A 25,726-nucleotide genomic window follows, 5' to 3' on the forward strand; every position below is an offset into this window, starting at 1 on the left:
TCTCTCAGCCTGCCTGGGGCGGTGCAACCGCCTCGTCCATGGCGAGAGCGCAGCGATATGCTTCCCGCTTGGAAAGGCGGGCGAAATAGGTCTCGAATGCCGGTCGCTGCTCGATCGTCCCGAATGCCAGCCCCCAGCCAACATGCGAGCCGACATAGACATCCGCCGCCGAAAATTCGGGGCCGGCAATGTAGTCGCTGGCCGAGACAGCGTGTTCAAGCGTGTCCATCACGGCGCCGAAATTGCCATAGCCAACCATCCGCTCCCGCTCGACCGGCACCTCGACCTCCAGGGCACGGCTCGTGACAGCAGCTTCCAGCGGACCTGCAGCGAAGAACAGCCAGCGATAATAGGCGGCGCGATCAGCCTGGGCGGGCGCCAGGCCAGTGTCGGGATAGGCATCAGCCAGCCATGCGCAGATGGCGGCGCATTCCGTCACCACAGTGTCGCCGCGACGGATTGCAGGCACCTTTCCCATCGGATTGATCGCGAGATAGTCGGGAGACTTCATGGCCGGGCCGTACTCGATGATCTCGGTGCGGTATGGCACGCCCACCTCTTCCAGCATCCAGCGGACGATCCGCCCCCGTGACATGGGGTTGGTGTAGAAGATCAGGTCATCGGTCATTGCCACCCTCCGCGATCAATCCGGCGCGGACGGTAGCAAGAATGCTGACCGTCGTCAGCGCAACTCCCTCACCTGTTCGACACCTCCCACTTGGGATTGATCCAGGGCGGGCGATTGTCGCGCATGCGCGATCGGTCCGCGAAGGTCTTGCCTGAGGGGCGTGATACGGCGGCTTTACCGTGCTGCGGCAGCATGTTGATCCGGCGGCTGTTATTCCCGCCGGCTTCTTTCCTCCTTCTTCATTTCTCGAGCAAGACGGAATCCTGTGTAGTTGGCTCGATATGTTTCTAATTGGCGGCCGCGCGCCGCTGGGCGCACGCCATCCATCGCGGTCGTAAATGCCCCGCCTTTTGCAACGCGCCAGCAATTGTTCTGAGATTGCGCCAGCCGCAGATAGGCGCTGTCACTCGCCAGCCCGAGATGTTCCTCTGTCCAGCAGGACAGCGTGAGCTCGCGCACATTGCCGGACATGTGGCGCAGTCCCCAGGCGTTGGCGGCGTCGAGCTCATGCACGGGGACTTGCCTTCTTCGGTTCGTCAGATGCGGCATCTCGATCTTTCGGAGGTTCTCGGTCGCCTTCCGCGAAAAATTGGCTTGATCGGCGGTCAGCTCGTCTCCCTGCGCGAACCGCGTCTGCGTGCCCGAACGGGCCGCATATTCCCATTCGGCTTCGGTCGGCAGGCGATAGACATCTGCCCCCGCACGGCCGTTGAGCCAGGCCACGTACTCGAGTGCGTCGAGGTAGGAGACATTGATCACGGGGTGATCCGGCCCGAGGGCCACGTATCCTTCTTCAAGCGTCAGAACTCTGTGATCCGGGGTGTGTGTGCACCCGCCATCCTCCACGCAAGCCATCCAGTCCGCATGGGTCAGTTCGTTGCGGGCCATGGCATAGGGGATTTCCATCTCCACCCGGTGGCGGGGATGCTCGAATGGGATGATGTTGATCTCGTCGGGCCCGCGCATCCGCACTTTGGCGTTTTCCCCGTAAATGTCGAACGGGTTGCGCGACTCCCCGGGTTCGGCGCCCATCAGGAACGCGCCCGGCGGCATCACGATCATCTCGGGGCAGACATCGCATTCGCGGAAGCTTTCGAGCGGCGAAACCCTGCGGCCATCTGCGAGTTCGTACGAAACTTCGCCATCCGACGCCGCCGGAACGGGGAGCAGGATGCTTCCGCAAATGAGCGCCGCCAGAATATGTTTCAGGCAAGAATGCATCGCTCTTCTCCGACATCATGCACCGGCGCGGTCTGCCGCATGAGCACCGCGCCACCAAACATGATGGCCACGGTCGCTGCGGGAGCCGGAATGACGTGCCGCAGTGTCGTTCAACTCTCAGTTCGGATCAGTCAGGCAACAGCAGCCGCAATGGAAAGGGATTCAAGCGCGGTTAAAGCGGCACTTCAAGCGCGCCGTTCCGCGGCCTCGCATCATCTACAGAAGACGAACAGCACTCCCTCACCTGTCCGACACCTCCCACCTTGGATTGATCCAGGGCTGGCGATTGTCGCGCGGCAATGGCGGAGGGCCGAGGAGGTGACGCAGGCTCATCCCGCCGCCGCGATGAACTCCTCGATTCGTGCACGGACTTTCGTCTCGATCTCCTGCCAGCGGGGCAGATACTCGGCGCTATAGGTGACTTTGACGTTCAGCGTCGGGCGCGGCGCGATGAACTGGCTGCACGACGGCATCGGCACGTGGTTCGGCCGCGAGCAGCTTATGAAGACGGTCCGCTTCCGGTCCTCGAACTTCACAAAGCTGTCAATGCCGGACGGATGCGAGAGCCACTCGAGACCGTGAAGCATCCCCTTGCGCTCGAACTCGTCCATCGACTCGCGCATGCGAGAATAGGTCTTGAACTTCGCGTCCGATGGACCTGCCGTGCCAATCTTTCTGTTCCGCTGCAGCAGCACATTGATCCAGTGGCTGTTCTTCCAACCGGCGTGTTTCCGCCATTCCTCGAAGGATTCCGGTGTTCGGGGCGTCAGGTCCGGCAGCTCGGTGATCATGAAGACCCCTGTGGTCCGGTAGAACCCGTCCTCGGTCAGGAACGTTTCGGCCTGATCGTCCTTCTCGATCGGCGCATCGAGGTAACGGCGGGGGATCGCCATGCGAATTTCCCCGATCTATACCCTCACCGGCTCCATCGTCGCGGTGGAGGGATTGATCGGGACCATCGGGCGGCCCGCGTAGCTCTCAGGAATATCTCCGCCCTCTTGGGTCAGCATGAACGCCGCAACGGCAAACGCCGAGACCGTCGCTGCTAGCACCAGGAAGACGTGCCGGAGTTTCAATCGAAGTCCTGTTCGGATCAGCCAGGCAAAAGCAGCCGCAATGGAAAGGGATTCAAGCGCGGTTAAAGCGGCACTTCAAGCGCGCCGTTCCGCGGCCTCGCATCATCTGCATAAGACGAACGACACTCCCTCACCTGTCCGACACCTCCCACCTGGGATTGATCCAGGGCTGGCGATTGTCGCGCGGCAATGGCGGGCGGCCGAGGATGTGGTCGGCGGCCTTCTCGCCCACCATGATCGAGGGCGCGTTGAGGTTGCCGTTGGTGATCCGCGGGAAGATCGAGCTGTCGGCCACGCGCAACCCCTCGACCCCGATCACGCGGGCCTCGGGGTCGACGACCGCCAGCGGGTCGTCGGCGCGCCCCATCCGGCAGGTGCCGCAGGGGTGATAGGCGCTCTCGACATGCTCGCGAATGAAGGCGTCAAGCTCGTCATCCGTCTGCACTTCGGGCCCCGGCTGGATCTCGTCTCCGCGATAGGCATCGAAGGGCGGCGCGGCAAAGATCTCGCGCGTGATCCGGATACAATGGCGGAAGTCCTCCCAGTCCTGCGCCTCCGACATGTAGTTGAAGCGGATGCTTGGCGCCTCGCGCGCGTCGCCCGAGCGCAGCGTCACCGAGCCGCGCGAAAGCGAGCGCATCGGCCCGACATGCGCCTGGAAGCCATGCCCGACCGCCGCCACCTTGCCGTCGTAGCGCACCGCGAGCGGCAGGAAATGGAACTGGATATCGGGATAGTCGACGCCCGCGCGCGAGCGGACGAAGCCCGCCGCCTCGAACTGGTTCGACGCGCCCGGCCCGGTCCGGGTGAAGAGCCAACGCGCACCGACATACGCCTTGCCCGCGAGGTTCCAGTAGCGGAACAGCGTGATCGGCTGCGTCGAGGCCTGCTGGATATAGAGCTCGAGGTGGTCCTGCAGGTTCCGGCCCACGCCGGATCGGTCGGCGACGACCTCGATCCCGTGCTCGGCCAGATGGTCGCCCGGCCCGATGCCCGAGAGCATCAGCAGCTTGGGCGAGTTGATCGAGGAGGCCGCGAGGATCACCTCGCGCCGGGCGCGCACGACCTCGATCCTGCCGCCGCGCTCGACCTCGACGCCGGTCGCGCGGCCGTGCTCGATCACCACGCGGCGGGCGAGACAGCGGTGGAGCGTGCAGTTCTGCCGCCGGAGCGCGGGCTTGAGATAGGCATCCGCCGCCGACCAGCGCTCGCCCTGCCAGATGGTGCGGTCCATCGGGCCGAAGCCTTCCTGCTTCTCGCCGTTGTAGTCGTGGGTCCGCTCGAACCCGGCGGCGACGCCCGCATCCTCGAAGGCGCGGACCAGCGGGTTCTCGCGGCTGCCGCGCGTGACATGCAGCGGGCCGCCCCGACCGCGCCAGTCGCCGTTGCCGCCATGGCCACCGTCGTGCCAGTCCTCCATCCGCTGGTAGTAGGGCGCGACGTCGGGCCAGGCCCAGCCATCGGCCCCCTGCTCGGCCCAGTGGTCGAAGTCGCGCGGATGGCCCCGCACATAGACCATCCCGTTGATCGACGACGACCCCCCGATCACCTTGCCGCGCGGACAGGCGAGCCGCCGCCCACCCAGATGCGGCTCGGGCTCGGACACGAAGCCCCAGTCGTAGCGCGGCAGGTTCATCGGGTAGCTCAGCGCCCCCGGCATGCGGATCAGCGGCCCCCAGTCGGTGCCGCCGAACTCAAGCACGATGACCGAGTGTTGCCCGTTCTCGGACAGCCGCGCCGCAAGCGCCGAGCCGGCGGAGCCGGAGCCGACGATGACGAAATCAGCTTCCATCACTTCACTCTCAGCGGCTCGTAGCTGACCATCGCGTGCCGGGCATAGGCCGGCCGCGCGGTCAGACGTTGGTAATAGGCATCGAGATTGGGCGTCGCGGCCTTGTCGAATTCGAGCGTGTCGTAGCGGTAGAGCTGGTGCCCGACCATGATGTCCGCGAAGCTCAGCGCCTCGCCGCCCAGATAGGGCCCCTCTCCGATCCGCGCGTCGAGCATGGCCGCCAGCGGCTTGACCTTTTCGATCGTGGCCGCGATCGCCGCCGGGTCGCGCTCGGCCTCGCGGACGCGTACCAGAGGCCAGAAGACGCCGTAGTTGAAGGCCGGGATGAAGGTCGTCTTCATCCATTCAGCCCACATGTCGAGCGCGGCGCGACGCACGGGGTCGCGGGGCCAGAAGGCTTCATCGCCATGCCGCGCCGCGAGGTAGCGCAGGATCGCGGCGCTCTCCCACAACGTCACCTCGTCGTCCCGGAAGGTCGGGACCAGCCCATTCGGGTTCAGGGCGCGGTATTCGGCTGTATCGGTCCCGCCATAGGCGCCGCCGACATCGATGCGGTTTGCCTCGAGCCCCAGCTCGCCCAATGCCCACATCACGATCTGGACGTTCGATGACGTCGCCCTGCCCCATACAGTGATCATCTTACTCGCCTTTCGGGAAGCGCTTGCCCCCATCCACGACGTTGAGGTCCATGTGATTGCGCATGTACTGCTCGGACGCCGCGCGAAGCGGCTGGAAGTCCCAAGGGTAATAGGCGCCCTTGCGCAACGCCTCGTACACGACCCATCGCCGGGCCTGGCTCTCGCGCACCTCGGCGTCATAGGCGGCGAGGTCCCAGCGCGCCTCGGACTTGGCTCGGAGCATCGCCAGAGTGCCCTGATGCTCGGGCACATCGGCGAGGTTCGTAAGCTCCTGCGGGTCCGCCTCGAGATCGAAGAGCTGGTCGGGGTCGAGCGCACAGCGGTTGTATTTCCATCGGCCATAGCGCAGCGAAACCATCGGTGCATAGGACGCCTCGGCCGCGTATTCGATGGCCACCGGCGCAGTGCGTTCGGCACCATTCGCCAATCGAAGAAGGCTTTCGCCGTCCGTCCAGGGCGCGACCTCTTCCATCGAAACGCCGGCGAGGTCGGCCAGCGTCGGACAGACATCGACGGTCGAGACAGGCGCGTCGATCCGCGCGGGCGCGATCCCCGGCCCCGCGATCATCATCGGCACGCGCGACGAGCCTTCGAAGAAGCTCATCTTGAACCAGAGCCCGCGCTCGCCCAGCATGTCGCCGTGGTCCGAGACAAAGAGGATCACGGTGTTCTCGGCCATCTGCCCGCGCTCGAGCACGTCGAGGATGCCGCCGATCTTCTCGTCCAGATACGAGATATTGGCGAAGTAGGCGCGCCGCGCCCGCCTGATCATTTCGGGCGTGATCTCGTAGCTGCGCCAGTCGTTGGCGTCGAAGATCCGCTTCGAGTGGGCGTCCTGCTGATCATAGGGGATGGCGGGCACTTCGGGGTCGAGATGCGCGCAATCCTCGTAGAGGTCCCAGAACCGGCGGCGCGCCACGTAAGGGTCGTGCGGATGCGTGAAGCTGACGGTCAGACACCACGGGCGGCCGTCCTCGGCGCGGGCGTAGTCCCAAAGCTGGCGCTCGGCCTGAAAGGCCACGTCATCGTCATAGTCCATCTGGTTGGAAATCTCGGCGATGCCCGCCGCTGGGACCGCACCGAGATTGTGATACCACCACTCGATCCGCTCGCCCGGCTTGCGATAGTCGGGGGTCCAGCCGAAATCGGCAGGATAGATATCGGTGGTCAGCCGCTGCTCGAAGCCGTGCAGCTGGTCGGGCCCGACGAAATGCATCTTGCCGGACAGGCAGGTCGCGTAGCCCGCGCGCCGCACGTGATGCGCATAGGTCGGGATTGCCGAGGCGAACTCGGCGGCGTTGTCATAGACGCGCGTTCGCCGCGGCAGCTGGCCGGACATGAAGCTTGCCCGCCCCGGGGCGCAGAGCGGCGACGCGGTGTAGGAGTTGACGAAGCGGGCCGATCGTTCGGCCAGCCGGCGCAGGTTCGGCGTGTGCAGCCAGGGCGCCGGACCGTCGGGAAACAGCGTGCCGTTCAGCTGATCGACCATCAGGATCAGGATGTTCGGGCGGGTCATGTGCGGCTCCGGGCAAGCTGCGTGTCGAGATAGTCCTCGACCAGCGCGATCGCGGTTTCGGGGGCATGCGCGGGCGCAGTGGCATCGACGGCCAGCGCGCGGCGGATGTAGAGGCCATCGATCAGCGCCGCGACGCCCTCGGCGATGCGCGCAGCCTCGGCGCCAGCGAGGTGGCGCAGATCGTGGACAAGGTTCGAGTGCAGACGGCGCGCATAGACGCGCAGCAGCCGCCGCGCGCCCTGCTCGTTCTGCGCATGAACATAGAAGGCGAGCCATGCCGAAACGGTCGCCGGCGCGAACTGTGCCGGGGCGAAGCTCTCGGCCACGATCAGCGAGAGACGCCGGCGCGGATCGTGCTCGGGCGCGAGAGCCATGGACACCGCGCGGCCGAACTGTCCGAGCAGATGGCGCATGGTGGCGAGGAAGAGTTGCTCCTTCGCGCCGAAGTAGTGATGGGCGAGCGCCGGCGAGACGCCGGCGCGCCGCGCGATCTGCCCCATCGTCACGTCAAGGCCGCCGCGGTCCCCGATCGCCTCGACCGCGGCCTCGATCAGGGCGCGGCGGCGGATCGGCTCCATTCCAAGCTTTGGCATGCGTCGCTCCGTTCATCTTCCCGGATTTGGCGCAAAGTTGATTGACTCGTCAATCAATAAAAAACCAGCAACCACGATCGCGCGATAGCGCGCAATGGACCCGTCGAGACGGTGGACATGCGCGAAATCCTGCCGCACGATCCCCGCAAGAAACGAGCGGCCTGAAGCGGGCCGGACCAGGGAGAGGACCGGATCTCATGAACATGTCGGGCGAACGGCTGATCGCCGCGCCGCGTGCCGATGTCTGGGCGGCACTGAACGATCCCGAGGTGCTGAAAGCATGCATTCCGGGCTGCGACAGCCTCGAGAAGACATCGGACACCTCGTTCTCGGCCGTCGCCACGCAGAAGGTCGGACCGGTGAAAGCCACCTTCAAAGGCGAGGTAAGCTTGTCGGATATCGTGGAGGGCGAGGGCTACACGATCACCGGCGAGGGCAAGGGCGGCGCGGCGGGCTTCGCCAAGGGGGGCGCGAAGGTCAATCTCAGCGACGCCGAACCGCCCGAGGGCAAGTCCGGGCCAGCCACCCTTCTGGTCTACGAGGCCGAGGCGAAGGTCGGCGGCAAGCTTGCGCAACTCGGATCACGGCTCATCGACGGTTTCGCGAAGAAGATGGCGGACGACTTCTTCAACCGCTTCCAGACCGCGATCGAGGGGCCTGCCGAGCCCGAGGAAGCGGACGACGGCGACGATGCGGCGCCCGAGGCGAAGAAGAAGAGCTGGCTCAAGCGGCTGGTTGGTTAAGCAAGGTCAGATTTCCGCCCGGGGACGGTCACGTCCCTTCGGGCGAACGGAGCTTTATGGGAGGACTATCCGAAATGACAAAGGTTTCCATGACCGTGAACGGCAAGGCCGTCTCGGGCGACGTCGAGGGACGCACGCTGCTCGTGCAGTTCCTCCGCGAGGGGCTCGGCCTCACCGGCACGCATGTCGGCTGCGATACCTCGCAATGCGGCGCCTGCGTCGTCCACGTGAACGGCGAGAGCGTGAAGGCCTGCACGATCTTCGCGCTGGGCTGCGAGGGCGCCGAGGTGCGCACCATCGAGGGCATGGCGAATGCCGACGGCTCTCTGGGCGTGATCCAGGCCGCGTTCCAGGAGCATCATGGCCTGCAATGCGGGTTCTGCACGCCGGGCATGGTGATGTCCGCCGCCGACCTTCTGTCGCGCAATCAGAATCCGACCGAACGAGACGTCCGCGAATGGCTCGAGGGCAACATCTGCCGCTGCACCGGCTACCACAACATCGTGAAGTCGATCATGGCCGCCGCGGCCACGCTGCGCGGCGAGCAGGTCGCCGCGGAATAACGACACGGCGCAGGCCAATAACAGATCAGGGAGAGACGACATGCCCAAGGATCACGGCATCGGCGCCAGCTCGAAGCGGCGCGAGGACGTGCGGTTCCTGACCGGTAAGGGTCAGTACACCGACGATATCAACCGGCCCGGTCAGGCGTTTTGCTATTTCCTGCGCTCGAACGTGGCGCATGGAACGATCACCTCGCTCGACGTCTCGGCTGCCCGGGACGCCAAGGGCGTCGTCGGCGTCTTCACGTCGAAGGACCTCGAAGGCCTCGGCGGTATTCCCTGTGGCTGGGAAGTCACCGACAAGGACGGCGCCCCGATGAAGGAGCCGAAGCACCCGATCCTCGCCGAGGGCAAGGTGCGCCATGTCGGTGACCCGATCGTCGCCATCATCGCCGACAGCCTCGCAGCCGGGCGCGACGCGGCCGAGCTGGTCGAGCTCGAGATCGACGAACTCCCCGCCGTCGTCGACATGCGCGAGGCGATCAAGGGCGGCACCGTCCTGCATGACGTCGCGCCCGACAACATCTGCTACGATTGGGAGTTCGTGGCCGAGAACAAGGCGGCCGTGGACGAGGCGATCCGGAACGCCCACCACGTCACGACGCTGGAGCTGGTGAACAACCGCCTCGTCCCGAACGCGATGGAGCCGCGCGCGGCCGTCGGCGAATACGATGCGGGGCGGGACGAATACACCCTCTGGACCACCAGCCAGAACCCGCACGTGATCCGCCTGCTGATGGGCGCCTTCGTCCTCTCGATCCCCGAGCACAAGCTTCGGGTCGTGGCACCCGATGTGGGCGGCGGCTTCGGCTCCAAGATCTATCACTACGCCGAGGAAGCCTTCATCACCTGGGTCTCGAAGCGGGTGGGGCGCCCCGTGAAGTGGAACGCCGACCGCTCGGAAGCCTTCATGTCGGATGCGCATGGCCGCGACCATGTCACCAAGGTCGAACTGGCGATGGATCAGGAGGGCAACTTCCTGGCGCTGCGCTCCTCGACCCTGGCGAACATGGGCGCCTATCTCTCGACCTTCGCGCCCTGCATCCCGACGTGGCTGCACGGCACGCTGCTGGCGGGGAACTACAAGACGCCGCTGATCTTCACCAATGTGAAGGCCGTGTTCACCAACACGGTCCCGGTCGACGCCTATCGCGGCGCGGGCCGGCCCGAGGCGACCTACCAGCTCGAACGCACGATCGACAAGGCGGCGCGCGAGATGGGGATCGACCCGGTCGAACTGCGCCGGCGTAACTTCGTGAAACCTGACCAGTATCCTTACCAGACACCTGTCGCCGTGATCTACGACACCGGCAACTACGACGCGACGCTCGACAAGGCGCTGGAACTGGCCGACGTGCGGGGCTTTGCCGAGCGCAAGGCGGATAGCGCCGCGCGGGGCAAGCTCCGGGGTCTGGGCATTGCGAACTATATCGAGGCCTGCGGCATCGCACCTTCCAGCCTCGTCGGCGCCCTCGGCGCGCGAGCAGGCCTCTATGAGGCCGCCACCGTGCGCGTGAACCCGACCGGCAATGTCTCGGTCTTCACCGGCAGCCACTCGCACGGACAGGGGCACGAGACGACCTTTGCCCAGGTCGTGGCCGACATGCTGGGCTGCGAGGAGGCGAATGTCGACATCGTCCACGGAGATACCAGCCGCATCCCCTTCGGCATGGGAACCTACGGATCGCGCTCGCTGGCGGTCGGTGGATCGGCCATCGTCAAGTCGGTCGAGAAGATCATCACCAAGGCCAAGAAGATCGCGGCGCACCTGCTCGAGGCGTCCGAGGCCGACATCACCTTTGCCAATGGCCAGTTCACCGTGGCGGGGACCGACAAGGCGATCGACTGGGGCTCGGTGGCGCTGACCGCCTATGTCCCGCACAAGTACCCGATCGACGATGTGGAACCGGGGCTGGAGGAAACCTCGTTCTACGACCCGGCGAACTTCACCTATCCCGCGGGCACCTATGTCTGCGAGGTCGAAGTGGATCCGGACACCGGGGTGGTCGAGGTCCAGAGCTTTGTCGCGGCGGACGATTTCGGCAACGTCGTGAACCCGATGATCGTCGAGGGCCAGGTTCATGGCGGCCTCGCCCAGGGCATCGGACAGGCGATTCTGGAGGGCTGCAGCTATGATGAGAACGGTCAGCTCCTCTCGGCCAGCTACATGGACTACGCCATGCCCCGGGCGGCCGACTTGCCGATGTTCGTGGTTGATCACTCCTGCAACACGCCCTGCACGCACAATCCGCTTGGCGTGAAAGGCTGCGGCGAGGCCGGCGCCATCGGCTCTCCCCCCGCAATCGTCAATGCGGTGATCGATGCGCTCTCGGCCCACGGGGTCACGCATATCGACATGCCGCTGACGCCGCGCCGCGTCTGGGAGGCGATCCGGGCCGCGCGGAACTGAGTATGCATCGGGGGCGCACGGCGCCCCCGCCCGCCCCCTCCCCGCCGGGAGAGGGATCGCCCCGGCCCGGTCAAGGCCGGGGAGCGCAAGACAGGGAAGACGAACATGTATGCATTCGACTACGCCCGCCCCGCCAGCCTCGCCGAGGCGATCGAGGCGATGAAGGACGAGGACGCGAAGGCGCTGGCCGGCGGCCAGACCTTGATCCCGACGCTGAAGCAGCGGCTCGCCAGCCCGACGACGCTGGTTGACCTCAATGGCATCGCCGAGATCAAGGGCATCTGCCTGAAGGACGGCATGGTAGCGATCGGCGCAGGCACGCGTCACGCCGAGGTCGCCGACTCGGCGGATGTGCAGCGACTGATCCCCGCACTCGCCCATCTCGCGGCCCATATCGGCGACCCGCAGGTGAGAAACCGTGGAACCCTTGGCGGCAGCCTCGCCAACAATGACCCCTCGGCCTGCTATCCCGCCGCGGTGCTTGGACTTGGCGCGACGGTGCACACCTCGGCCGGCCGCGCCATCGCCGCGGACGACTACTTCCAGGGCATGTTCGAAACGGCGCTGGGAGAAGGCGAGTTGATCACCTCGGTCGACTTTCCCGTGCCGGAGAAGGCTGCCTACATGAAGTTCGTGCAGCCGGCCTCGCGCTTTGCCCTCACCGGCGTCTTCGTCGCGAAGTTCCTCGGTGCCGTGCGCGTAGCCGTCACTGGCGCATCCGAGAGCGGCGTCTTCCGCTGGCCCGAGGCGGAAAAGGCCCTGAGCGCGAACTTCTCGGCCGGCGCCCTCGACGGCGTCGCCCTTGGCGCCGACGGGATGATCGGCGACCTGCATGGTACGCCCGAGTATCGCGCACATCTGGCGGGCGTGATGGCCCGCCGCGCGGTAACGGCCGCCGGCTGAGGGCGGGCACCGCGGCAAAAGACTGATGGCGGCGCGGCGACGCGCCGCCGTTTGCACTTGAGCCGGCCCCGTCGGGCGCCGGCTCACATGTGCTTGGCAGTCCTCCCCGCGCCCGCTAACACTTCTTCCCGAGGGCCGCCTTGCGATGCTGGCGGCGTCAGCTGGGGAGCACGATGGACAAGCCGAGCTGGCAGATCAGGGACGCAGATTTCGTTGCGCGGGTCCACGCCTCCTTCGCGAAGCAGAGATTCATGACCCTGATCGGCGCGCGACTGGCGCATGTCGCGCCGGGCGACGTGGTCATCGAGATGCCGGTGCGCGCGGAGCTGGAACAGCAGCACGGCTATGTCCACGCGGGCGCATGCTGGTCCATCGCGGATTCCGCGGCAGGCTATGCCAGCCAGACCCTGATGGGTCCTGATGACGGCGTGTTGACGGTCGAGCTCAAGATCAACCTGCTCGCTCCTGCCGGCGGCGACTTGTTGCGCGCCCATGGCCGGGTCGAGCGCGCCGGGCGCAGCCTGATGGTCGCCCGCTCGGACGTCTTCGCCGTCGATGGTGGCACCGAGAGGCATGTGGCGACGACGCTCGGCACGTTCATGGTGATGCCGGGGCTGAAGGACCGGACATGACCACGTCGGCGATCCACCCGCTCACCCCCGAGCGCCTTGGCGACTTCGAGACGCTGATGGGGCCGCGCGGCGGCGCCGAGGGGTGCTGGTGCATGCTGTGGCGCGTCCCGGCCAAGACGTTCAAGGCAGGAAAGGGTGACGCGAACCGCGATGCGATGCGCGCGCGGGTAACCGGGGGTCGCGCGCCGGGACTGCTGGCCTATCTCGACGACACGCCTTCCGGGTGGATCTCGGTCGCGCCGCGGTCCGAGTTCCCCCGGCTCGCTGGCTCGCGCATCCTCGCCCCGGTCGATGACCGCGATGCCTGGTCGGTCACCTGCTTCTTCATCGCCCGGCAGGCCCGTCGCAAGGGGCTGACCGTGGCGCTGCTCGATGCCGCCGCCGGATTCGCGCGCCGGCATGGCGCCCGCTGCCTCGAGGGCTATCCGGTCGATCCGGGGGACACCCGCTACCCCGGAACCTTCGCCTGGACGGGCCTTGCCCCCGCGTTCCTCGCAGCCGGCTTCCACGAGGTCGCCCGGCGGTCGGACAAGCGGCCGATCATGCGGCGCGAGCTCGACGCGGATGACGATGGCTGAGCCCCTGACCGGCCGGTGCCTCTGCGGCGCCATTCGCTTCGAGGTCGACGCGCTGACCGAAGGGCCGGTGGCCTGCCATTGCCGCGCGTGCCAGCGGCAGAGCGGCAGTGCGTTCTGGGTGGCCGTGACCGCGGCGCGCGATGCGGTCCGCGTCACGGGCGATCGGCTGGCCTGGGTGCGTGCAACGCCATCCGCCGAGCGCGGCTACTGCCGCGACTGCGGCGGGTATCTGTTCTGGCGGTTGCTGACGGGCGACACCGTCGACATCGGGGTCGGCGCGCTCGATCGGATCGACGGCATGGTAATCGAGGCGCACATCTTCACCGCCGAGGCGCGCCTTCCGTTACCTGACGACGGCATCCCCCGCTTCCCGCACGGACGCCCGGGGATCGACTGACGCCGTCAAGGGAAGCGGCCGGCCCACGAGCCGGCTGTCCGGCGCCTTGCGCTCAGGCTGTCAACCCCTCGGGCTCGGGCAGGCCGTTCTCGCGGCAGCATGCCGTCAACGTGTTCGCGAGCAGGCAGGCGATGGTCATCGGCCCGACGCCCCCCGGCACGGGCGTGATCGCTCCGGCCACCTTGGCGCAGCTCTCGAACTCGCAGTCGCCGACAATCTTGTGCCGGCCCTCGCCCAGCTCCGGTGCGGGAACGCGGTTGATGCCCACGTCGATGACGACCGCGCCCGGCTTCAGCCAGTCGCCGGTGACCATCTCGGGCCGGCCGACGGCCGCGACCACGATGTCGGCCTGGCGGCAGACCGCCTCGATGTCGCGGGTGCGGCTGTGCGCGACTGTCACCGTGCAGCTGTCGCGCAGCAGCAGGTTGAACATCGGCTTGCCCACGATGTTGGACCGGCCGAGCACGACGGCCGAGCGTCCAGAGAGGCTGCCGAAGTGATCGCGCAACAGCATCAGGCAGCCCAGCGGCGTGCACGGAACCATCGACTTCTGGCCGGTGCCGAGCAGGCCGACATTCGAGATGTGGAAACCGTCGACGTCCTTCGCCGGATCGATCGTGTTGATCACCAGATCGCTGTTGAGGTGCCCGGGAAGCGGCAACTGCACCAGGATGCCGTTGATCGCCGGATCGGCGTTCAGCCGCTCGATCAGCGCGAGAAGCTCGGCCTCGGAGGTCGACGCATCGAGCCGGTGCTCGACCGAGTTCATGCCGACCTCGACGGTCTGCTTGCCCTTGTTGCGGACATAGACCTGGCTTGCGGGGTCCTCGCCCACCAGCACCACGGCCAGGCCGGGCGTAATCCCGTGCTCGGCCTTGAGCCTGGCGACATGCTCGGCCACCTGACCCCGCACATTCGCTGCGAAGGCCTTGCCGTCGATCCGTTTCCCCGTCATCCCCTACCTCTCCTCGAAAACCCCGCCGCCCACGGCGCCTGTCTCATCCCCGGCCCCGATACGGAGCGACACCGGTTTCAGGCAACCAAAGACCCTCGGGCGGCGCCCCCGTCTGCCAGAACACGTCGATCGGAATCCCCCCGCGCGGATACCAGTATCCCGCGATTCTGAGGTATCGCGGCGACACCGCGGCGACGATCCGTTTGCCGATTTCGACGGTGCACCCCTCGTGGAACGCGCCGTGGTTGCGAAAGCTGAAGAGGAACAGCTTCAGCGACTTCGACTCGACCAGCCAGCGGTCGGGCACGTAGTCGATCACGAGATGCGCGAAATCGGGCTGCCCGGTCACCGGGCAGAGCGAGGTGAACTCTGGACAGGTGAAGCGCGCGACATAGTTGTCGTCGGGGTGCGGGTTCGGCACCGGGTCCAGCCGCGCATCCTCGGGACGCGCCGCGATGGCTGCATCCTTGCCGAGCGTGGTATGCGAGAGATCATGATCCGTCATGGCGGCCCAATTAGCCTGCCAGCGGCCGGGGGACAATCTCGCGTGTCAGAAATGAGCCGATTATTTCAGGACGACGCGGTGCGACCATGTGCGACCGTCCGAGATCACGATGTCCCTGAACCCGAGGATCTTTGCCAGGTCGAACCACGTTGCCGAGGTTGCGAGGTTCGTGCGCTGGAAGAAATCGGTCGACCGCGCATTCGCCGTCAACTGGGCCATGACCGCGCGCGCGCGGTAAAGGGTCGCGAAAACCTCGTCATCGAGCGCGACAATGATCATGTGTTCGGCCTCCCCGCCCTTGGCGAAGATCGCGAAACGCGGGATCTTGGGCGATTCGAGCTGTGCCTTGGTGATCTGGGTGATGAAGTTCACCCGGATCGCGCGCTCGGCGGGCGGCGTCCCCGTCAGGTCGCGCTCGAACACCTCCTCGGAGCCGATCGGCGGGTAGTAGTAATCGTCCTTCTCCTGGGCGGCCGCGGGGAGCGCGGCTGCGAGGAAGGCTGCCGCGAGCAGGCAGGTTGCAAGGCGTGTCATCTGCGGGTCTCCCTCGATCTCGAACTTCAAACGAAGATGTAGCGGCGCGAATTTCCGGGCAAGTGTCACGCACGTCCCACGACAGACGCGGCGGCCACGTTTCCGCGAGCACCGCGTGAACCGGCCATCGCGGTGCGGGCGACCGCCACTGTCGTCACGCCTCGGTTCGCGTAAGCGCGCGCCACGCGATGTCGCGACGGCAGAACCCCTCGGGCCAGTCGATGAGATCAACCGCGCGATAGGCTCGCTCGCGCGCCTGCGTAACGCTGGGTCCCGCCGCGGTGACGTTGAGCACCCGACCGCCATTGGCGAGGACGCGCCCGTCCGAAGCCCGGGTGCCGGCGTGAAACACCGTGACGCCATCGACGCGGCCTGCATCATCGAGCCCGCGAATCTCGCTCCCCTTCGCGTAGCTGCCCGGATAGCCGCGGGCGGCCATGACGACGGTCAGGGCGGGATCCGCGTGCCATTCGAGGCTGACATCGGCGAGCCCGCCCTGCGCGCAGGCCATGAGCGCCGGGACGATGTCGGATGCGAGGCGCATCATCAGGACCTGGCATTCCGGGTCGCCGAAGCGGACGTTGAATTCGACAAGGCGCGGCTCGCCCGCCTCGATCATCAACCCGGCATAGAGGACGCCGCGGTAGGGGGTTCCCCTGCGGGCCATTTCGGCGATCACCGGCCGCACGATGCGGCTGAGCGCTTTCTCCTCGACCTCGGGCGTCACCACCGGCGCCGGCGAGTAGGCGCCCATCCCGCCGGTGTTCGGCCCCTCGTCGCCATCGAAGGCGCGCTTGTGGTCCTGCGCCGTTGCCAGCGGGAGCACGGTCTCGCCATCGGTGAGGACGAAGAACGAGGCCTCCTCGCCAGGCATGAACTCCTCGATCACGACCTCGGCGCCGGCGCTGCCAAAGGCGCCGCCCAGCATGTCGTCGACAGCCGCCTCGGCCTCGGCCAGCGTCGTGGCGACGACGACGCCCTTTCCGGCGGCAAGACCATCAGCCTTGACCACGACCGGCGCACCCGTCCGCGCGAGATACGCCTTGGCGGCGGCGGCGTCCGAGAACCGCGCCCAGGCGGCAGTCGGCGCGCCGCAGGCGTCGCAGACTTCCTTGGTGAAGGCCTTCGAGGCCTCGAGCCGCGCCGCGGCCGCAGACGGGCCAAAGACCGGGACGCCGGCACCCGCGAGATTATCCGCCACCCCCGCGGCCAGAGGCGCCTCGGGGCCGACGATGACGAGGCCGACGCCGTTCGCCTTGCAGTAATCGACGATCGCGGCGCCATCCTCGGGATCGAGCGCGATACAGGTCGCGACCTCGGAAATCCCGGCATTCCCCGGCGCGGCGACAACCGACGTGACCAGTGGGCTCTGCGCCACCTTCCACGCAAGGGCGTGCTCGCGCCCACCGCCGCCAAGAACCAGAACCTTCATCTTGCCGCTCCCGCCTGCCCGTCTCGCGGGTCCCCTAGCACGCGCGCGCGGAAGGGCAAAGTATACGATTCCCCGGCTCCCCCCCTTGCGCGCATCCGCCGCCCGGGGTCAGCTTGGCGCGAACCACAGTCAAGGAACCGCTCGCCCGATGAGTCTGATCGACGACACGCCGGAAGGCACCAATGCGCCCGAGCTGACGGTCTCCGAGCTGTCTCGCGGCATCAAGCGAACGCTCGAGACGACATATGGCCGCGTGCGGGTGCGGGGCGAGCTTGGTCGCGTCACCTTCCACCGCAACGGCCATTGCTATCTCGACCTCAAGGACGAGAACGCGGTGCTGGCCGGCGTGATCTGGAAATCCGCGATCGGGGGGCTCGATATCCGGCCGCAGGAAGGCGACGAGGTGATCGCGACGGGCCGCATCACCACCTTTGCCGGCCAATCGAAGTATCAGCTGGTCATCGAGAACCTCGCCTATGCCGGCGAGGGCGCCCTGCTCGCACGGCTCGAACGGCTGCGCAAGCAACTCGCGGCCGAGGGGCTCTTCGACCCCGCAGCCAAGCGCCCCCTGCCCTACCTGCCGCGTGTGATCGGCGTCGTGACCTCGCCGACCGGCGCGGTGATCCGCGACATCCTCCACCGCCTGGCCGACCGTTTCCCCGTGCATGTCCTGGTCTGGCCGGTGGCGGTGCAGGGGCCGCAATCGGCGCCGCAGGTAGCCGCGGCGATCCGGGGCTTCGACGCGCTGGCGCCGGGTGGCAGCGTGCCGCGTCCGGAGGTTCTGATCGTGGCGCGCGGCGGCGGCTCGGTCGAGGATCTCTGGGGCTTCAACGACGAGGCCGTGGTGCGCGCGGTGCATGACTGTCGCATCCCGGTCATCTCGGCCGTGGGGCACGAGACGGACACGACGCTGATCGACCATGCCGCCGACCGCCGTGCGCCCACCCCGAGCGCGGCTGCGGAAATGGCCGTGCCCGTCCGGGCCGAACTGGTCGCGATGCTCGCGGACCGCGATGCCCGGCGGAAATCCGCGCTGGCACAGATGCTCAAGCAGAAAGGCCAGCGGCTGCGCGACGTCGCGCGCGCCCTGCCCCGCCCGTCCGAGATCATCGAGGTGCGCCGCCAGCGGCTCGACCTTGCCGCCGCGCGTCTTCCGCGCCCCGCCGAACTGACCAAGGCACGGCGCCAGCAGCTCGCGCTGGTCGCGACCCGCCTGCCAGCGGCGCTGAACCGCGCGGTCGCGGTGGCACGGATCGAGCTCACGCGCCGGAGCGGCCGGCTGGGCGTGGCGCATCTCGCGGGCCGGGTCGAGCGCGGACGCGAGCGCCTGGACGGTTGGGCCACGCGCCTGGTGCCAGCGGCGCGGCGCAAACTCGCCAGCGCGTCCGACCGGCTGTCCGCGCAGACACGGCTGCTGGGCTCGCTGGGCTATCGCCAGACGCTTGCCCGAGGGTTTGCCGTGGTTCGCGGCGAGGATGGAGACGTCGTCACCGACGCGGCCAGCCTGTCGGGCGGAACGCGGATCGCGATCGAGTTCCGCGACGGACGCGCGAGCGCCGTCACCGAGGGAAGTGGCGCCGCATCGCGCCCGCGCGGCAAGTCCGGTGGATCATCGGGTGGCCGACAGGGGTCGCTATTCTGAGCGGTCCTGCAGAAACAACACAAAGGGAGATCAGGAATGCCCAAGGGTTACTGGATCGCAAGCGTGCGGGTCGATGACGCGGCGAAATGGCAGCAGTATGTCGAGGCGGCGCGCCCCGCCTTTGCCGAACATGGCGGGCGCTTCCTCGCGCGCGGCGGCGCACAGGAGGAGGCCGAATCCGCGCTCGGCAGGTCTCGCCACGTCATCTGCGAGTTCCCCAGTCTTGCAGCCGCGCAAGCGTGCTACCACTCGGCCGAGTACCAGGCGGCGCGCAAGCTGCGGGAAGGTGCGGGCATTGCAACGATCACGCTGCTCGAGGGCCTCGAATGACAGTCACGATCTGGCACAATCCGCGCTGTTCGAAATCGCGGGAGACGCTGGCCCTGATCCGCGAGCGCGGGATCGAGCCCACTATCGTCGAATACCTCAAGACAACGCCGACCGACGCCCAGCTCCGTGACGCTCTGAAGCGGCTCGGTCTTCCGGCCGCCGCCTTGCTCCGCCGGTCCGAGCCCGCGGCCCGCGCGCGCGGCCTCGGCAAGGACAGCGACGAGGCCGCGATCATCGCCGCGATGGCCGATGATCCCGTCCTGATCGAACGGCCGGTGGTGTTCAGCGCGAAGGGCGGCCGTATCGGCCGCCCGCCAGAAGCGGTGGCCGAGATCCTCTGACCGGGCGCGCGAATGGCAGATAATCGTGCATCCGGAGTGCGCCGGCCCCGACCGAATGCGTACCTCCGTGCGATCCGGTGGTCGCTCCGTGCGCTGTCCGGTCTTTCGCTCCGGATGGCGGTGTTGCTCTGTATGCTTGTGCTTCTCGGCCCCGGGTGCAGCACGGACCAGGAGACCGCAAATCTGCCCCCCGCCGCCGAGGTCAAAGCACCCCCTGTCGCCAGTCCCTTCCAACAGGAACTCGATCGGCTGGGCGTCCCCCTCAGGCTGCCCGCGCGCGGCAAGGCAATCGTGGTGAACATCCCGGCCTTCGAGCTCATCGCCTTCCGCGACGGGATGCCCGAGCTTCGGAGCCGCGTGATTGTCGGTAGCCCGCGGAACCCGACGCCGGTGGTCGAAACACATGTCAGTGCCGTGCGATTCCGGCCGCGCTGGCGGCCCACGCCTTCGATGATCGCGAGCGGCGAGTACGCCGACAAGATCTGGCCGCCTGGACGGAAGAACCCGCTTGGCCTCGCGGCGATCCGGCTGGGGGAAGGCTTCCTGATCTACCTTCACGACACCAACCGCCGCAGCCTGTTCGAGCGCGAGGCCCGGGCGCTGTCGCATGGCTGCATCCGGGTGCAACGCTGGGACGAGCTGATCGGCTGGGTGCTCGACATCGACCTCGACGAAGTTCACCGCCACGCGAACGGGCGCCGGACCTTCGACGTGCAGGCCGACCCGATACCGGTCTACCTTGGATATTTCCTCCGCTTTCCGCAGGGCGACGGCGCGGTTGCCGAGTTTGCCGACGTCTATCGCCTCGGCACCTCGCTCGGTCCGCAACGCGACGCCACATACGCAGCTAGCGACGCGACTTGTGCGGGCGGCTGAAGGTCCGTCAGCTGGCGGCGCCTTCGCCCTTGCAGAGCAGCGGCCTGCGGTCGCGGCGGATAATTTCCAGTTCCATTCCGGCGTCCTCGCTGTCGCCCGTAAGGCGGGCGACAATGTTACCGCCGGGACCGGCGCGATGCATCGACCAGCACAACACGTCCGTGCCTGGGCCATAATAGAAACAGGCCATGCCCCTGTGCGCGCGCCAGACGCCATCGACGCATTCGCCGCTCTCGTCGCGCCAGCGCACGCGCCCATCCGGACGAAAGTGCTCGGCGCCCGCGGGCTCGCCATCCTCCTCGTAATAGAGCGTCCAGCCAGTCGCGTAGTCCGAGAAGTCCTGGGGAGTCACGGGATCATCGGCGCGAGCCTGCCCGAGAGAAAGGCCGAGGAACAGTGCGGCGAGCGCAAGGCTGGAGTGCTGCATCATGATCTTAGATTTGACGCTCGTCCGTCTCAGTGCAAGCGGAAGGCGGTCTCGACCGGCGCAAGGCAGACGCGATTCGAGCAGGCCTGCAGCCTGAGGGTCACCACCGCGTCCTCGGGCGCCAGCGCAACCTCGACACAAGCGTCATGAACCTGCACGGGTCGGCCGGAGAACCCTGCCTCCAGCGCGTGCGAGGGCGGCCATTTGGCCGCCGCGCCGGTGATCGCAGCCCCTACCATCTCCGCGTCGCCGGGGTCCGCCGCGGTGAGGTGCCAGCCCGGCGCAATCTCGAGCTCGAGACGCCGGCCAGCTTCACGCATGCGGGCGCGGATCACGCCTCCGGGAAGCGTCCGGCGCAACTCGCTCTCGCCCTCGGCCAGCACGCGCGCGGCGACCAGCGCATCGGGGCGCAGGAGCGGCACTTGCTGAACCGTCCCTGCCAGCGCACCGATCAGACGCCCCGCCCGCGCCACCCATGCCGGCTGCTGCGACCGCAGGGACAGGCGCGCGAAAAGTTCGGCCGCCGAGCTCTCCCCCGCCGGCGTTGCCCCGTCCGATGAATCGAAGATCGGCCCGAACGGTCCGTCGGCCTCGGCCATTCTCAGGCGGCCCGACGGGTCTGAAAAAGCATCCGCGGCCGCCTCGGCCAGGCTGGCCGCGCGGTCGAGCCACACCTGCCCGCTCCCGGCATCCGAAAGCGCGAGGAAACCAAGTCCGAGCCATGCGTAATCCTCGAGCGCGGCCGCACCGATCGCACGATCCTCGGCCCAAAGCCGCTTGAGACGCCGGCCATCCCAGAGCCGGCGCCAAAGCGCCTCGGCCGCGCGGGCAGCGTGATCGGCAAGCTCCGGGCGGCCGAAGGCCTCGGCGGCCTCGGCCAGCGCCCGGATCATCAGGCCGTTCCACCCGGCGATCACCTTCTCGTCGCGCACCGGGCGGGCGCGACCCTCACGCGCGACACGCAGATGCTCGAGGACCGCGTCGAGACGCTCGAAATCCACGCTCTCGTCCGGATCGAGATGCGCGACCGCCCCCGCCTCGACCGTGGGCCGCTGATCCAGCCCAAGCGCCGACAGTGCCCAATCGGCGTCGGCGCCGAGCGCCGCCGCCGCCTCTTCGCTCCGCCAGACGTAGAACGCGCCCTCCTCGCGCCGCCCCTGCGCGTCGAGGCTGTCGGCATCCTCGGCCGCATAGAACGCGCCCTCCGGGTCGGTCATGTCGCGGAGCACGTAGTCGAAGCAGCGCTCAGCCGCGCGGCGCCAGGCCAGACGGCCCGTCATCTCCCAGCCCTCGACCAGCGCCCGCCCGATCTGCGCCTGGTTGTAGAGCATCTTCTCGAAATGGGGCGTGCGCCAGTTCTGGTCGACCGTGTAGCGGTGGAAACCGCCGCCCGCATGGTCGTGGATCCCACCCGCGACGATGGCATCGAGACTTCGCACCGCCATCTCGCGCGCCACCGCATCGCCCGTCCGCCGCCACTGGTCCATGAGGAAGAGAATGAACCCCTCCTGCGGGAACTGCTGGCTGCGCGAGAACCCGCCCTCGTCCTCGTTGAACATGCCGGCAAGCTGCCCGGTGACGACGTTGAAGATCGAAGGCGAAAGCTCAGCGGGCGCCGCTCCTGCCGCGGGTTGCTGGCGGTTGATGGCCTCGGCGAGCTGACCCGCGACGCTCTCGACCTGCGCGCGCCGCTCGCCCTGCCACGCCTCGGCAACCGCACGCAGGAGGGCGATGAACTGCGCCCGGGGAAAATAGGTCCCGGTGTGGAACGGACGCCCATCAGGCATCAGGAATACCGAGTTCGGCCACCCCGCGTGACCCTGCTGCAGCTGGGTGGCGGTGATGAAGATCTGGTCGAGATCGGGGCGCTCCTCGCGATCGAGCTTCACCGGCACGAAATACCGGTTCAGCATCGCCGCGACCTCGAGATTGTCGAAGCTCTCCTCCTCCATCACGTGGCACCAGTGGCAGGTCGCGTAGCCAACGCTCAGGAAGATCGGCAGGTCGCGCTCGGCCGCTTCGGCCAGCGTCTCATCGGACCAAGCGTGCCAGTCCACCGGGTTGTGCGCGTGCTGCAGCAGGTAAGGCGAGGCCTCGAGGATCAGCCGATTGACGAAGCGCGCACGCCCCTGCCCATCCAGCAGATGCGTGCGCGGCGAATATGCCTCGCCGCGCGCCGCCCAAGCCTCGTCGAGCCGAGTTGCCAGCGCGGGATCGCGCTCGATGGAAGGCGGTGTCTCGGCCATTGCGGGCTCCGTTCTCGGCCAGCCTTGAGCAAGGCGTAAGGGCCGTGGCTCCTGCTTGAGGGCATCACTGCCATGCACATCCTGTCAAGCGCGTGCCGCGGGGGTCCGCTTCAGATGGCTTTCGACGCACGCCGTGCCGCCCTATATGCAGGGTTAGGCATTGGGAGATCACAATGCGACCGATCACGGCCGGCATCGCCGCTTCCGCCATCTCGCTGCTCATCGCGAATGCTGCATTCGCGGGGATCATCGGGCTCAGGCCCGGCGGGGTGGGCGGGCTTGGTCCCAGCGCACCCCACAGCATCGCACCCAAGCCGCACGACGGTCCACGTCGCGGCAAGCCAAGGCCCCCATGGCGCCCCGATCACCGGCCGCGCCCGCCGCATCGCTACCGTCCCCATGGCCTCTTCTTTCCGTTCTTCGTCGAGCGCGACCGGAGCGAGCCCGAGACCGTCTATGTCCCCGTGCCCTTTCCGGAGCCTCCGCCGCCCGAAGTGACACCGCCCGAGCCGCTCGACCCGCGCGGCTCGATCCGCCGCCTGCCCGCGCGCGGCGCCTCGGCACCCGATGCGACGCCCGCGGTGGGCGCGGCGATCGCGCCCGGCGTGCCACTCGTGATCCTCGACTGGCGCCTTCACGATCTGCCGGAACCCCCGGCGGGCGAGCAATGGGTCCGGCTGCGCCGCGAGGTGTTACGCATCGATGCGACCACGCGCGTGGTGCGTGCCTATGCGCCCGATGACAGCGCGACCGCGGAGGCCGGTGCCGACGATCCCCCGAGCGAGAACTGACGGCCCGCCACGCACATACACCGCCGCTGGACAGGTCCGCCGGCCAGGTCTAAACCCGCTGGCCATGATGGACTTCACCGGAACCCGCGCCGAAATCCAGCAGCGCATGGCCGCCACGCGCGACCTCGCCGCGCGGCGCATGGCGGTTCTGCACGAACTGTCGCCCCGGCGCGGCGAACGCATCCTCGAGATCGGCTGCGGAGCGGGCCTCCTGCTCCGCGAGATCGGCCTCTCGGTGGGGGCGCATGGGCTCGCAGCCGGGGTCGACATCTCACCCGATCAGATCGCCGCGGCCGAGCGCGAATGCGACGGCGTGCCAGGGGTTCGGGCAGCGGTCGGCAGTATCGCCGGGCTCGAATGGCCCGACGCGGTGTTCGACGCCGCCGTTGCAGAACATGTGCTGGAATATCTCGACGACCCGCGCGCGGCGCTTTTCGAGCTCAGGCGGGTGATGAAGGCAGGTGCTCGGCTCGTGGTTCTCGCCACCAACTGGGACGCCGACTTCTGGCACGGACCCGAGCCGGAGCTGACAAACCCCGTGGTTGCCGCCTGGCGCGCGGAAGTGCCGTGGCCGAACCTGCCCGCCCAGCTTGGCCCGATGCTGGCGGCGGCAGGCTTTTCGGCCACGCGCCAGGTTCCCGTGCCCGTCGTCAATTCGGGACTGGGCGAGGACACGGTCGCGCTCTGGATGTCGCGCCTTCTTGCAGTGGCGGCCGAGGAAAGCGGCGCGCAGGCGCGCCCGGCGTCATGGCTCGCGGCACTTGACCGGGCCGACGCCGCAGGCGAGTTCTTCTATTCCTCGGTTCCAATCCTCACAACGGCAGTCGCGGTCTGATCCCATGCACCCCAATCCGGCTTTCCGCAAACGCAGCGAAGCCGAGGCGCTCGACTTCGCCTCGGCGCGCGGCTTCGGCATCATCACCGCCAAGGGGCCGGACGGGCCTCTGGCCAGCCACGTGCCCTTCCTGCTCGCCGACGGCCGTGCCGAAGGGCATTTCGTGCGCTCGACCGCGCTCGCGCGGGCGCTGGCCAAAGGTCCCCTCGATGCGCTGCTGATCGTCTCGGGCCCGGACGGCTATATCTCGCCCGACTGGTATGGCGAGGCCGACAAGGTTCCGACGTGGAACTACCTTGCGGTCCATCTGCGCGGGACCTTGAGGCTCGCACCCGAAATCGACATGCGCGGCCATGTCGACCGGCTGTCGGCGCGCTTCGAGCATGCCCTGCTGCCGAAGACGCCGTGGACCTCGGCCAAGATGGACCAGGACCTGATGGCGCGGATGATGCGCACGATCGTCCCCTGGGAGCTTTCCGTGACGGGGGTCGAGAGCACCTTCAAGTTCAACCAGAACCGGGGCGCGAAAGCGCGCGAGGGCGCCGCGGCGGCGCTCGCCGCGGGCGGGACGCCGGGGATGGAGACGGCCTCGCTCGCCGCCCTGATGCGCGCCGCGGATGACGAGCACTGAGGACATCACGATCCGCGCGGCCGACGCGGGCGACAAGCCCCGTCTCGCCGCCTTCATGGCCGCCCTGCAGGAATTCGAGCGCGCGACCGAGCCGAACCGCACGCCGGGCCCCGAGATGGCCGCGAGCCACATCGACGCCCTCGTCGCCTGGGCCGGGATGCGTCCGGGCGGCTCGGTCCTGGTGGCGGAGGCCGCGGGCGAGGCGGTCGGGTTCCTGGTCACCGGCATCAACGAGGAGCTTGGCACCTATGTGCCGGCCGAGGCGCGTCTCGTCGGGCATCTCAGCGACCTCTGGGTCGAGCCCGCATTCCGCGGACGCGGGATCGCGCGTGCGCTGATCGCCGAGGCGGAGTCGCGCCTGCGCGCGGCCGGAATCCACCGGGCCGAGATCAGCGCGCTGCCCTCGAACGACCAGGCGCGCGCGCTCTACCACGGGCTTGGCTATGCCGACTGTCTGATGACGATGGGGCGTCGCCTCTAGCGGGGACCAG

General features: G+C 67.8%; 28 protein-coding genes. 15 read left to right on the forward strand and 13 right to left on the reverse strand.

Annotated features, from left to right (window positions below; all coding sequences use genetic code 11):
• Positions 1–4: 4 nt before the first annotated feature.
• From H0I76_RS05185 to betI, 7 genes are all read right to left on the reverse strand, one after another.
• Complete coding sequence (locus tag H0I76_RS05185; RefSeq protein ID WP_200607953.1) at positions 5–628, reverse strand: glutathione S-transferase family protein; 624 nt, start codon at positions 626–628, stop codon at positions 5–7.
• Positions 629–838: 210 nt separating this feature from the next.
• The gene (locus tag H0I76_RS05190) at positions 839–1,849 is read right to left on the reverse strand and encodes a formylglycine-generating enzyme family protein (protein ID WP_200607955.1); all 1,011 of its coding nucleotides are present in this window, start codon (positions 1,847–1,849) and stop codon (positions 839–841) included.
• Between the two features lie 329 nt (positions 1,850–2,178).
• The gene (locus H0I76_RS05195; RefSeq protein WP_200607957.1) at positions 2,179–2,742 is read right to left on the reverse strand and encodes a hypothetical protein; all 564 of its coding nucleotides are present in this window, start codon (positions 2,740–2,742) and stop codon (positions 2,179–2,181) included.
• A gap of 313 nt (positions 2,743–3,055) precedes the next feature.
• On the reverse strand, positions 3,056–4,717 hold the full coding sequence (betA, locus tag H0I76_RS05200) for a choline dehydrogenase (protein ID WP_200607959.1): 1,662 nt from the start codon (positions 4,715–4,717) through the stop codon (positions 3,056–3,058).
• Positions 4,717–5,355, reverse strand: coding sequence for a glutathione S-transferase family protein (locus H0I76_RS05205; protein WP_200607961.1), 639 nt, complete (start codon positions 5,353–5,355; stop codon positions 4,717–4,719). The genes betA and H0I76_RS05205 overlap by 1 nt, the downstream gene beginning before the upstream one ends.
• A gap of 1 nt (position 5,356) precedes the next feature.
• Positions 5,357–6,871 carry a choline-sulfatase gene (gene betC, locus H0I76_RS05210; protein ID WP_200607963.1) on the reverse strand — a complete coding sequence of 505 codons (1,515 nt, stop codon included), beginning with the start codon at positions 6,869–6,871 and terminating at the stop codon, positions 5,357–5,359.
• Positions 6,868–7,464 (reverse strand): transcriptional regulator BetI, encoded by a 597-nt coding sequence (gene betI / locus H0I76_RS05215; RefSeq protein ID WP_200607965.1) that lies wholly within the window; start codon positions 7,462–7,464, stop codon positions 6,868–6,870. The genes betC and betI overlap by 4 nt, the downstream gene beginning before the upstream one ends.
• 197 nt (positions 7,465–7,661) lie before the next feature.
• Between betI and H0I76_RS05220 the strand changes: the two genes are divergently transcribed.
• From H0I76_RS05220 to H0I76_RS05250, 7 genes are all read left to right on the forward strand, one after another.
• On the forward strand, positions 7,662–8,207 hold the full coding sequence (locus tag H0I76_RS05220; protein ID WP_200607967.1) for a CoxG family protein: 546 nt from the start codon (positions 7,662–7,664) through the stop codon (positions 8,205–8,207).
• A gap of 74 nt (positions 8,208–8,281) precedes the next feature.
• Complete coding sequence (locus tag H0I76_RS05225; RefSeq protein ID WP_200607970.1) at positions 8,282–8,770, forward strand: (2Fe-2S)-binding protein; 489 nt, start codon at positions 8,282–8,284, stop codon at positions 8,768–8,770.
• A gap of 40 nt (positions 8,771–8,810) precedes the next feature.
• Complete coding sequence (locus tag H0I76_RS05230; RefSeq protein WP_200607972.1) at positions 8,811–11,180, forward strand: xanthine dehydrogenase family protein molybdopterin-binding subunit; 2,370 nt, start codon at positions 8,811–8,813, stop codon at positions 11,178–11,180.
• 105 nt (positions 11,181–11,285) lie between these two features.
• On the forward strand, positions 11,286–12,083 hold the full coding sequence (locus H0I76_RS05235) for an FAD binding domain-containing protein (RefSeq protein WP_200607974.1): 798 nt from the start codon (positions 11,286–11,288) through the stop codon (positions 12,081–12,083).
• 251 nt (positions 12,084–12,334) lie between these two features.
• On the forward strand, positions 12,335–12,715 hold the full coding sequence (locus H0I76_RS05240; RefSeq protein WP_234455145.1) for a PaaI family thioesterase: 381 nt from the start codon (positions 12,335–12,337) through the stop codon (positions 12,713–12,715).
• Entirely contained in the window at positions 12,712–13,293 is a 582-nt protein-coding gene (locus H0I76_RS05245) for a GNAT family N-acetyltransferase (protein WP_234455146.1), read from the forward strand. The genes H0I76_RS05240 and H0I76_RS05245 overlap by 4 nt, the downstream gene beginning before the upstream one ends.
• Positions 13,286–13,690 carry a GFA family protein gene (locus H0I76_RS05250; protein ID WP_200607979.1) on the forward strand — a complete coding sequence of 135 codons (405 nt, stop codon included), beginning with the start codon at positions 13,286–13,288 and terminating at the stop codon, positions 13,688–13,690. The genes H0I76_RS05245 and H0I76_RS05250 overlap by 8 nt, the downstream gene beginning before the upstream one ends.
• Before the next feature lie 52 nt (positions 13,691–13,742).
• Here H0I76_RS05250 and folD read toward each other — a convergent pair whose 3' ends face one another.
• The 4 genes from folD to purD form a co-directional block, all read right to left on the reverse strand.
• Entirely contained in the window at positions 13,743–14,645 is a 903-nt protein-coding gene (gene folD, locus H0I76_RS05255) for a bifunctional methylenetetrahydrofolate dehydrogenase/methenyltetrahydrofolate cyclohydrolase FolD (protein WP_200607981.1), read from the reverse strand.
• Between the two features lie 43 nt (positions 14,646–14,688).
• Positions 14,689–15,150 carry a preQ(1) synthase gene (queF, locus tag H0I76_RS05260; protein WP_200607983.1) on the reverse strand — a complete coding sequence of 154 codons (462 nt, stop codon included), beginning with the start codon at positions 15,148–15,150 and terminating at the stop codon, positions 14,689–14,691.
• A gap of 60 nt (positions 15,151–15,210) precedes the next feature.
• The gene (locus H0I76_RS05265) at positions 15,211–15,684 is read right to left on the reverse strand and encodes a hypothetical protein (protein ID WP_200607986.1); all 474 of its coding nucleotides are present in this window, start codon (positions 15,682–15,684) and stop codon (positions 15,211–15,213) included.
• A gap of 154 nt (positions 15,685–15,838) precedes the next feature.
• Positions 15,839–17,116: a phosphoribosylamine--glycine ligase gene (purD, locus tag H0I76_RS05270; protein WP_200607988.1), complete on the reverse strand. Its 1,278-nt coding sequence runs from the start codon at positions 17,114–17,116 to the stop codon at positions 15,839–15,841.
• A gap of 148 nt (positions 17,117–17,264) precedes the next feature.
• On the opposite strand from purD, the gene xseA reads away from it, so the two are divergent.
• The 4 genes from xseA (at position 17,265) to H0I76_RS05290 (ending at position 20,305) form a co-directional block, all read left to right on the forward strand.
• On the forward strand, positions 17,265–18,758 hold the full coding sequence (xseA, locus tag H0I76_RS05275) for an exodeoxyribonuclease VII large subunit (protein ID WP_200607990.1): 1,494 nt from the start codon (positions 17,265–17,267) through the stop codon (positions 18,756–18,758).
• Positions 18,759–18,794: 36 nt separating this feature from the next.
• On the forward strand, positions 18,795–19,088 hold the full coding sequence (locus tag H0I76_RS05280; RefSeq protein WP_200607992.1) for a DUF1330 domain-containing protein: 294 nt from the start codon (positions 18,795–18,797) through the stop codon (positions 19,086–19,088).
• Positions 19,085–19,429: an arsenate reductase (glutaredoxin) gene (gene arsC / locus H0I76_RS05285; protein WP_200607993.1), complete on the forward strand. Its 345-nt coding sequence runs from the start codon at positions 19,085–19,087 to the stop codon at positions 19,427–19,429. Before H0I76_RS05280 ends, arsC begins: the two co-directional genes overlap by 4 nt.
• Before the next feature lie 132 nt (positions 19,430–19,561).
• Positions 19,562–20,305, forward strand: coding sequence for a L,D-transpeptidase family protein (locus H0I76_RS05290; RefSeq protein ID WP_234455167.1), 744 nt, complete (start codon positions 19,562–19,564; stop codon positions 20,303–20,305).
• Between the two features lie 7 nt (positions 20,306–20,312).
• On the opposite strand, the gene H0I76_RS05295 is transcribed toward H0I76_RS05290, so the two are convergent.
• Together H0I76_RS05295 and H0I76_RS05300 are read right to left on the reverse strand one after the other, a co-directional pair.
• Positions 20,313–20,732 carry a hypothetical protein gene (locus H0I76_RS05295; protein ID WP_200607997.1) on the reverse strand — a complete coding sequence of 140 codons (420 nt, stop codon included), beginning with the start codon at positions 20,730–20,732 and terminating at the stop codon, positions 20,313–20,315.
• A gap of 29 nt (positions 20,733–20,761) precedes the next feature.
• Positions 20,762–22,978 carry a thioredoxin domain-containing protein gene (locus tag H0I76_RS05300; RefSeq protein ID WP_200607999.1) on the reverse strand — a complete coding sequence of 739 codons (2,217 nt, stop codon included), beginning with the start codon at positions 22,976–22,978 and terminating at the stop codon, positions 20,762–20,764.
• Between the two features lie 173 nt (positions 22,979–23,151).
• On the opposite strand from H0I76_RS05300, the gene H0I76_RS05305 reads away from it, so the two are divergent.
• The 4 genes from H0I76_RS05305 to H0I76_RS05320 all read left to right on the forward strand — a co-directional run bounded on the left by H0I76_RS05305 (position 23,152) and on the right by H0I76_RS05320 (position 25,716).
• Positions 23,152–23,769 carry an RcnB family protein gene (locus H0I76_RS05305; RefSeq protein WP_200608001.1) on the forward strand — a complete coding sequence of 206 codons (618 nt, stop codon included), beginning with the start codon at positions 23,152–23,154 and terminating at the stop codon, positions 23,767–23,769.
• A 67-nt stretch (positions 23,770–23,836) separates the two neighbouring features.
• Positions 23,837–24,604, forward strand: coding sequence for a methyltransferase domain-containing protein (locus H0I76_RS05310; protein WP_200608003.1), 768 nt, complete (start codon positions 23,837–23,839; stop codon positions 24,602–24,604).
• A gap of 4 nt (positions 24,605–24,608) precedes the next feature.
• Positions 24,609–25,235, forward strand: coding sequence for an FMN-binding negative transcriptional regulator (locus tag H0I76_RS05315; protein ID WP_200608005.1), 627 nt, complete (start codon positions 24,609–24,611; stop codon positions 25,233–25,235).
• Positions 25,222–25,716, forward strand: a complete 495-nt coding sequence (locus tag H0I76_RS05320; RefSeq protein WP_200608007.1) for a GNAT family N-acetyltransferase — start codon at positions 25,222–25,224, stop codon at positions 25,714–25,716. The genes H0I76_RS05315 and H0I76_RS05320 overlap by 14 nt, the downstream gene beginning before the upstream one ends.
• Positions 25,717–25,726 lie beyond the last annotated feature (10 nt).

The sequence above is a fragment of the Thermohalobaculum xanthum genome (genome assembly GCF_016623495.1).
In the GTDB taxonomy this organism is placed as follows: Bacteria; Pseudomonadota; Alphaproteobacteria; order Rhodobacterales; family Rhodobacteraceae; genus Thermohalobaculum; species Thermohalobaculum xanthum.

Excerpts from the sequence above, each read along its gene's own strand:
- H0I76_RS05185 (WP_200607953.1), bottom strand. The coding sequence starts at position 628 with ATGACCGATGACCTGATCTTCTACACCAACCCCATGTCACGGGGGCGG.
- H0I76_RS05190 (WP_200607955.1), bottom strand. The coding sequence starts at position 1,849 with ATGCATTCTTGCCTGAAACATATTCTGGCGGCGCTCATTTGCGGAAGC.
- H0I76_RS05195 (WP_200607957.1), bottom strand. The coding sequence starts at position 2,742 with ATGGCGATCCCCCGCCGTTACCTCGATGCGCCGATCGAGAAGGACGAT.
- betA (WP_200607959.1), bottom strand. The coding sequence starts at position 4,717 with ATGGAAGCTGATTTCGTCATCGTCGGCTCCGGCTCCGCCGGCTCGGCG.
- H0I76_RS05205 (WP_200607961.1), bottom strand. The coding sequence starts at position 5,355 with ATGATCACTGTATGGGGCAGGGCGACGTCATCGAACGTCCAGATCGTG.
- betC (WP_200607963.1), bottom strand. The coding sequence starts at position 6,871 with ATGACCCGCCCGAACATCCTGATCCTGATGGTCGATCAGCTGAACGGC.
- betI (WP_200607965.1), bottom strand. The coding sequence starts at position 7,464 with ATGCCAAAGCTTGGAATGGAGCCGATCCGCCGCCGCGCCCTGATCGAG.
- H0I76_RS05220 (WP_200607967.1), top strand. The coding sequence starts at position 7,662 with ATGAACATGTCGGGCGAACGGCTGATCGCCGCGCCGCGTGCCGATGTC.
- H0I76_RS05225 (WP_200607970.1), top strand. The coding sequence starts at position 8,282 with ATGACAAAGGTTTCCATGACCGTGAACGGCAAGGCCGTCTCGGGCGAC.
- H0I76_RS05230 (WP_200607972.1), top strand. The coding sequence starts at position 8,811 with ATGCCCAAGGATCACGGCATCGGCGCCAGCTCGAAGCGGCGCGAGGAC.
- H0I76_RS05235 (WP_200607974.1), top strand. The coding sequence starts at position 11,286 with ATGTATGCATTCGACTACGCCCGCCCCGCCAGCCTCGCCGAGGCGATC.
- H0I76_RS05240 (WP_234455145.1), top strand. The coding sequence starts at position 12,335 with ATGACCCTGATCGGCGCGCGACTGGCGCATGTCGCGCCGGGCGACGTG.
- H0I76_RS05245 (WP_234455146.1), top strand. The coding sequence starts at position 12,712 with ATGACCACGTCGGCGATCCACCCGCTCACCCCCGAGCGCCTTGGCGAC.
- H0I76_RS05250 (WP_200607979.1), top strand. The coding sequence starts at position 13,286 with ATGGCTGAGCCCCTGACCGGCCGGTGCCTCTGCGGCGCCATTCGCTTC.
- folD (WP_200607981.1), bottom strand. The coding sequence starts at position 14,645 with ATGACGGGGAAACGGATCGACGGCAAGGCCTTCGCAGCGAATGTGCGG.
- queF (WP_200607983.1), bottom strand. The coding sequence starts at position 15,150 with ATGACGGATCATGATCTCTCGCATACCACGCTCGGCAAGGATGCAGCC.
- H0I76_RS05265 (WP_200607986.1), bottom strand. The coding sequence starts at position 15,684 with ATGACACGCCTTGCAACCTGCCTGCTCGCGGCAGCCTTCCTCGCAGCC.
- purD (WP_200607988.1), bottom strand. The coding sequence starts at position 17,116 with ATGAAGGTTCTGGTTCTTGGCGGCGGTGGGCGCGAGCACGCCCTTGCG.
- xseA (WP_200607990.1), top strand. The coding sequence starts at position 17,265 with ATGAGTCTGATCGACGACACGCCGGAAGGCACCAATGCGCCCGAGCTG.
- H0I76_RS05280 (WP_200607992.1), top strand. The coding sequence starts at position 18,795 with ATGCCCAAGGGTTACTGGATCGCAAGCGTGCGGGTCGATGACGCGGCG.
- arsC (WP_200607993.1), top strand. The coding sequence starts at position 19,085 with ATGACAGTCACGATCTGGCACAATCCGCGCTGTTCGAAATCGCGGGAG.
- H0I76_RS05290 (WP_234455167.1), top strand. The coding sequence starts at position 19,562 with ATGCTTGTGCTTCTCGGCCCCGGGTGCAGCACGGACCAGGAGACCGCA.
- H0I76_RS05295 (WP_200607997.1), bottom strand. The coding sequence starts at position 20,732 with ATGCAGCACTCCAGCCTTGCGCTCGCCGCACTGTTCCTCGGCCTTTCT.
- H0I76_RS05300 (WP_200607999.1), bottom strand. The coding sequence starts at position 22,978 with ATGGCCGAGACACCGCCTTCCATCGAGCGCGATCCCGCGCTGGCAACT.
- H0I76_RS05305 (WP_200608001.1), top strand. The coding sequence starts at position 23,152 with ATGCGACCGATCACGGCCGGCATCGCCGCTTCCGCCATCTCGCTGCTC.
- H0I76_RS05310 (WP_200608003.1), top strand. The coding sequence starts at position 23,837 with ATGGACTTCACCGGAACCCGCGCCGAAATCCAGCAGCGCATGGCCGCC.
- H0I76_RS05315 (WP_200608005.1), top strand. The coding sequence starts at position 24,609 with ATGCACCCCAATCCGGCTTTCCGCAAACGCAGCGAAGCCGAGGCGCTC.
- H0I76_RS05320 (WP_200608007.1), top strand. The coding sequence starts at position 25,222 with ATGACGAGCACTGAGGACATCACGATCCGCGCGGCCGACGCGGGCGAC.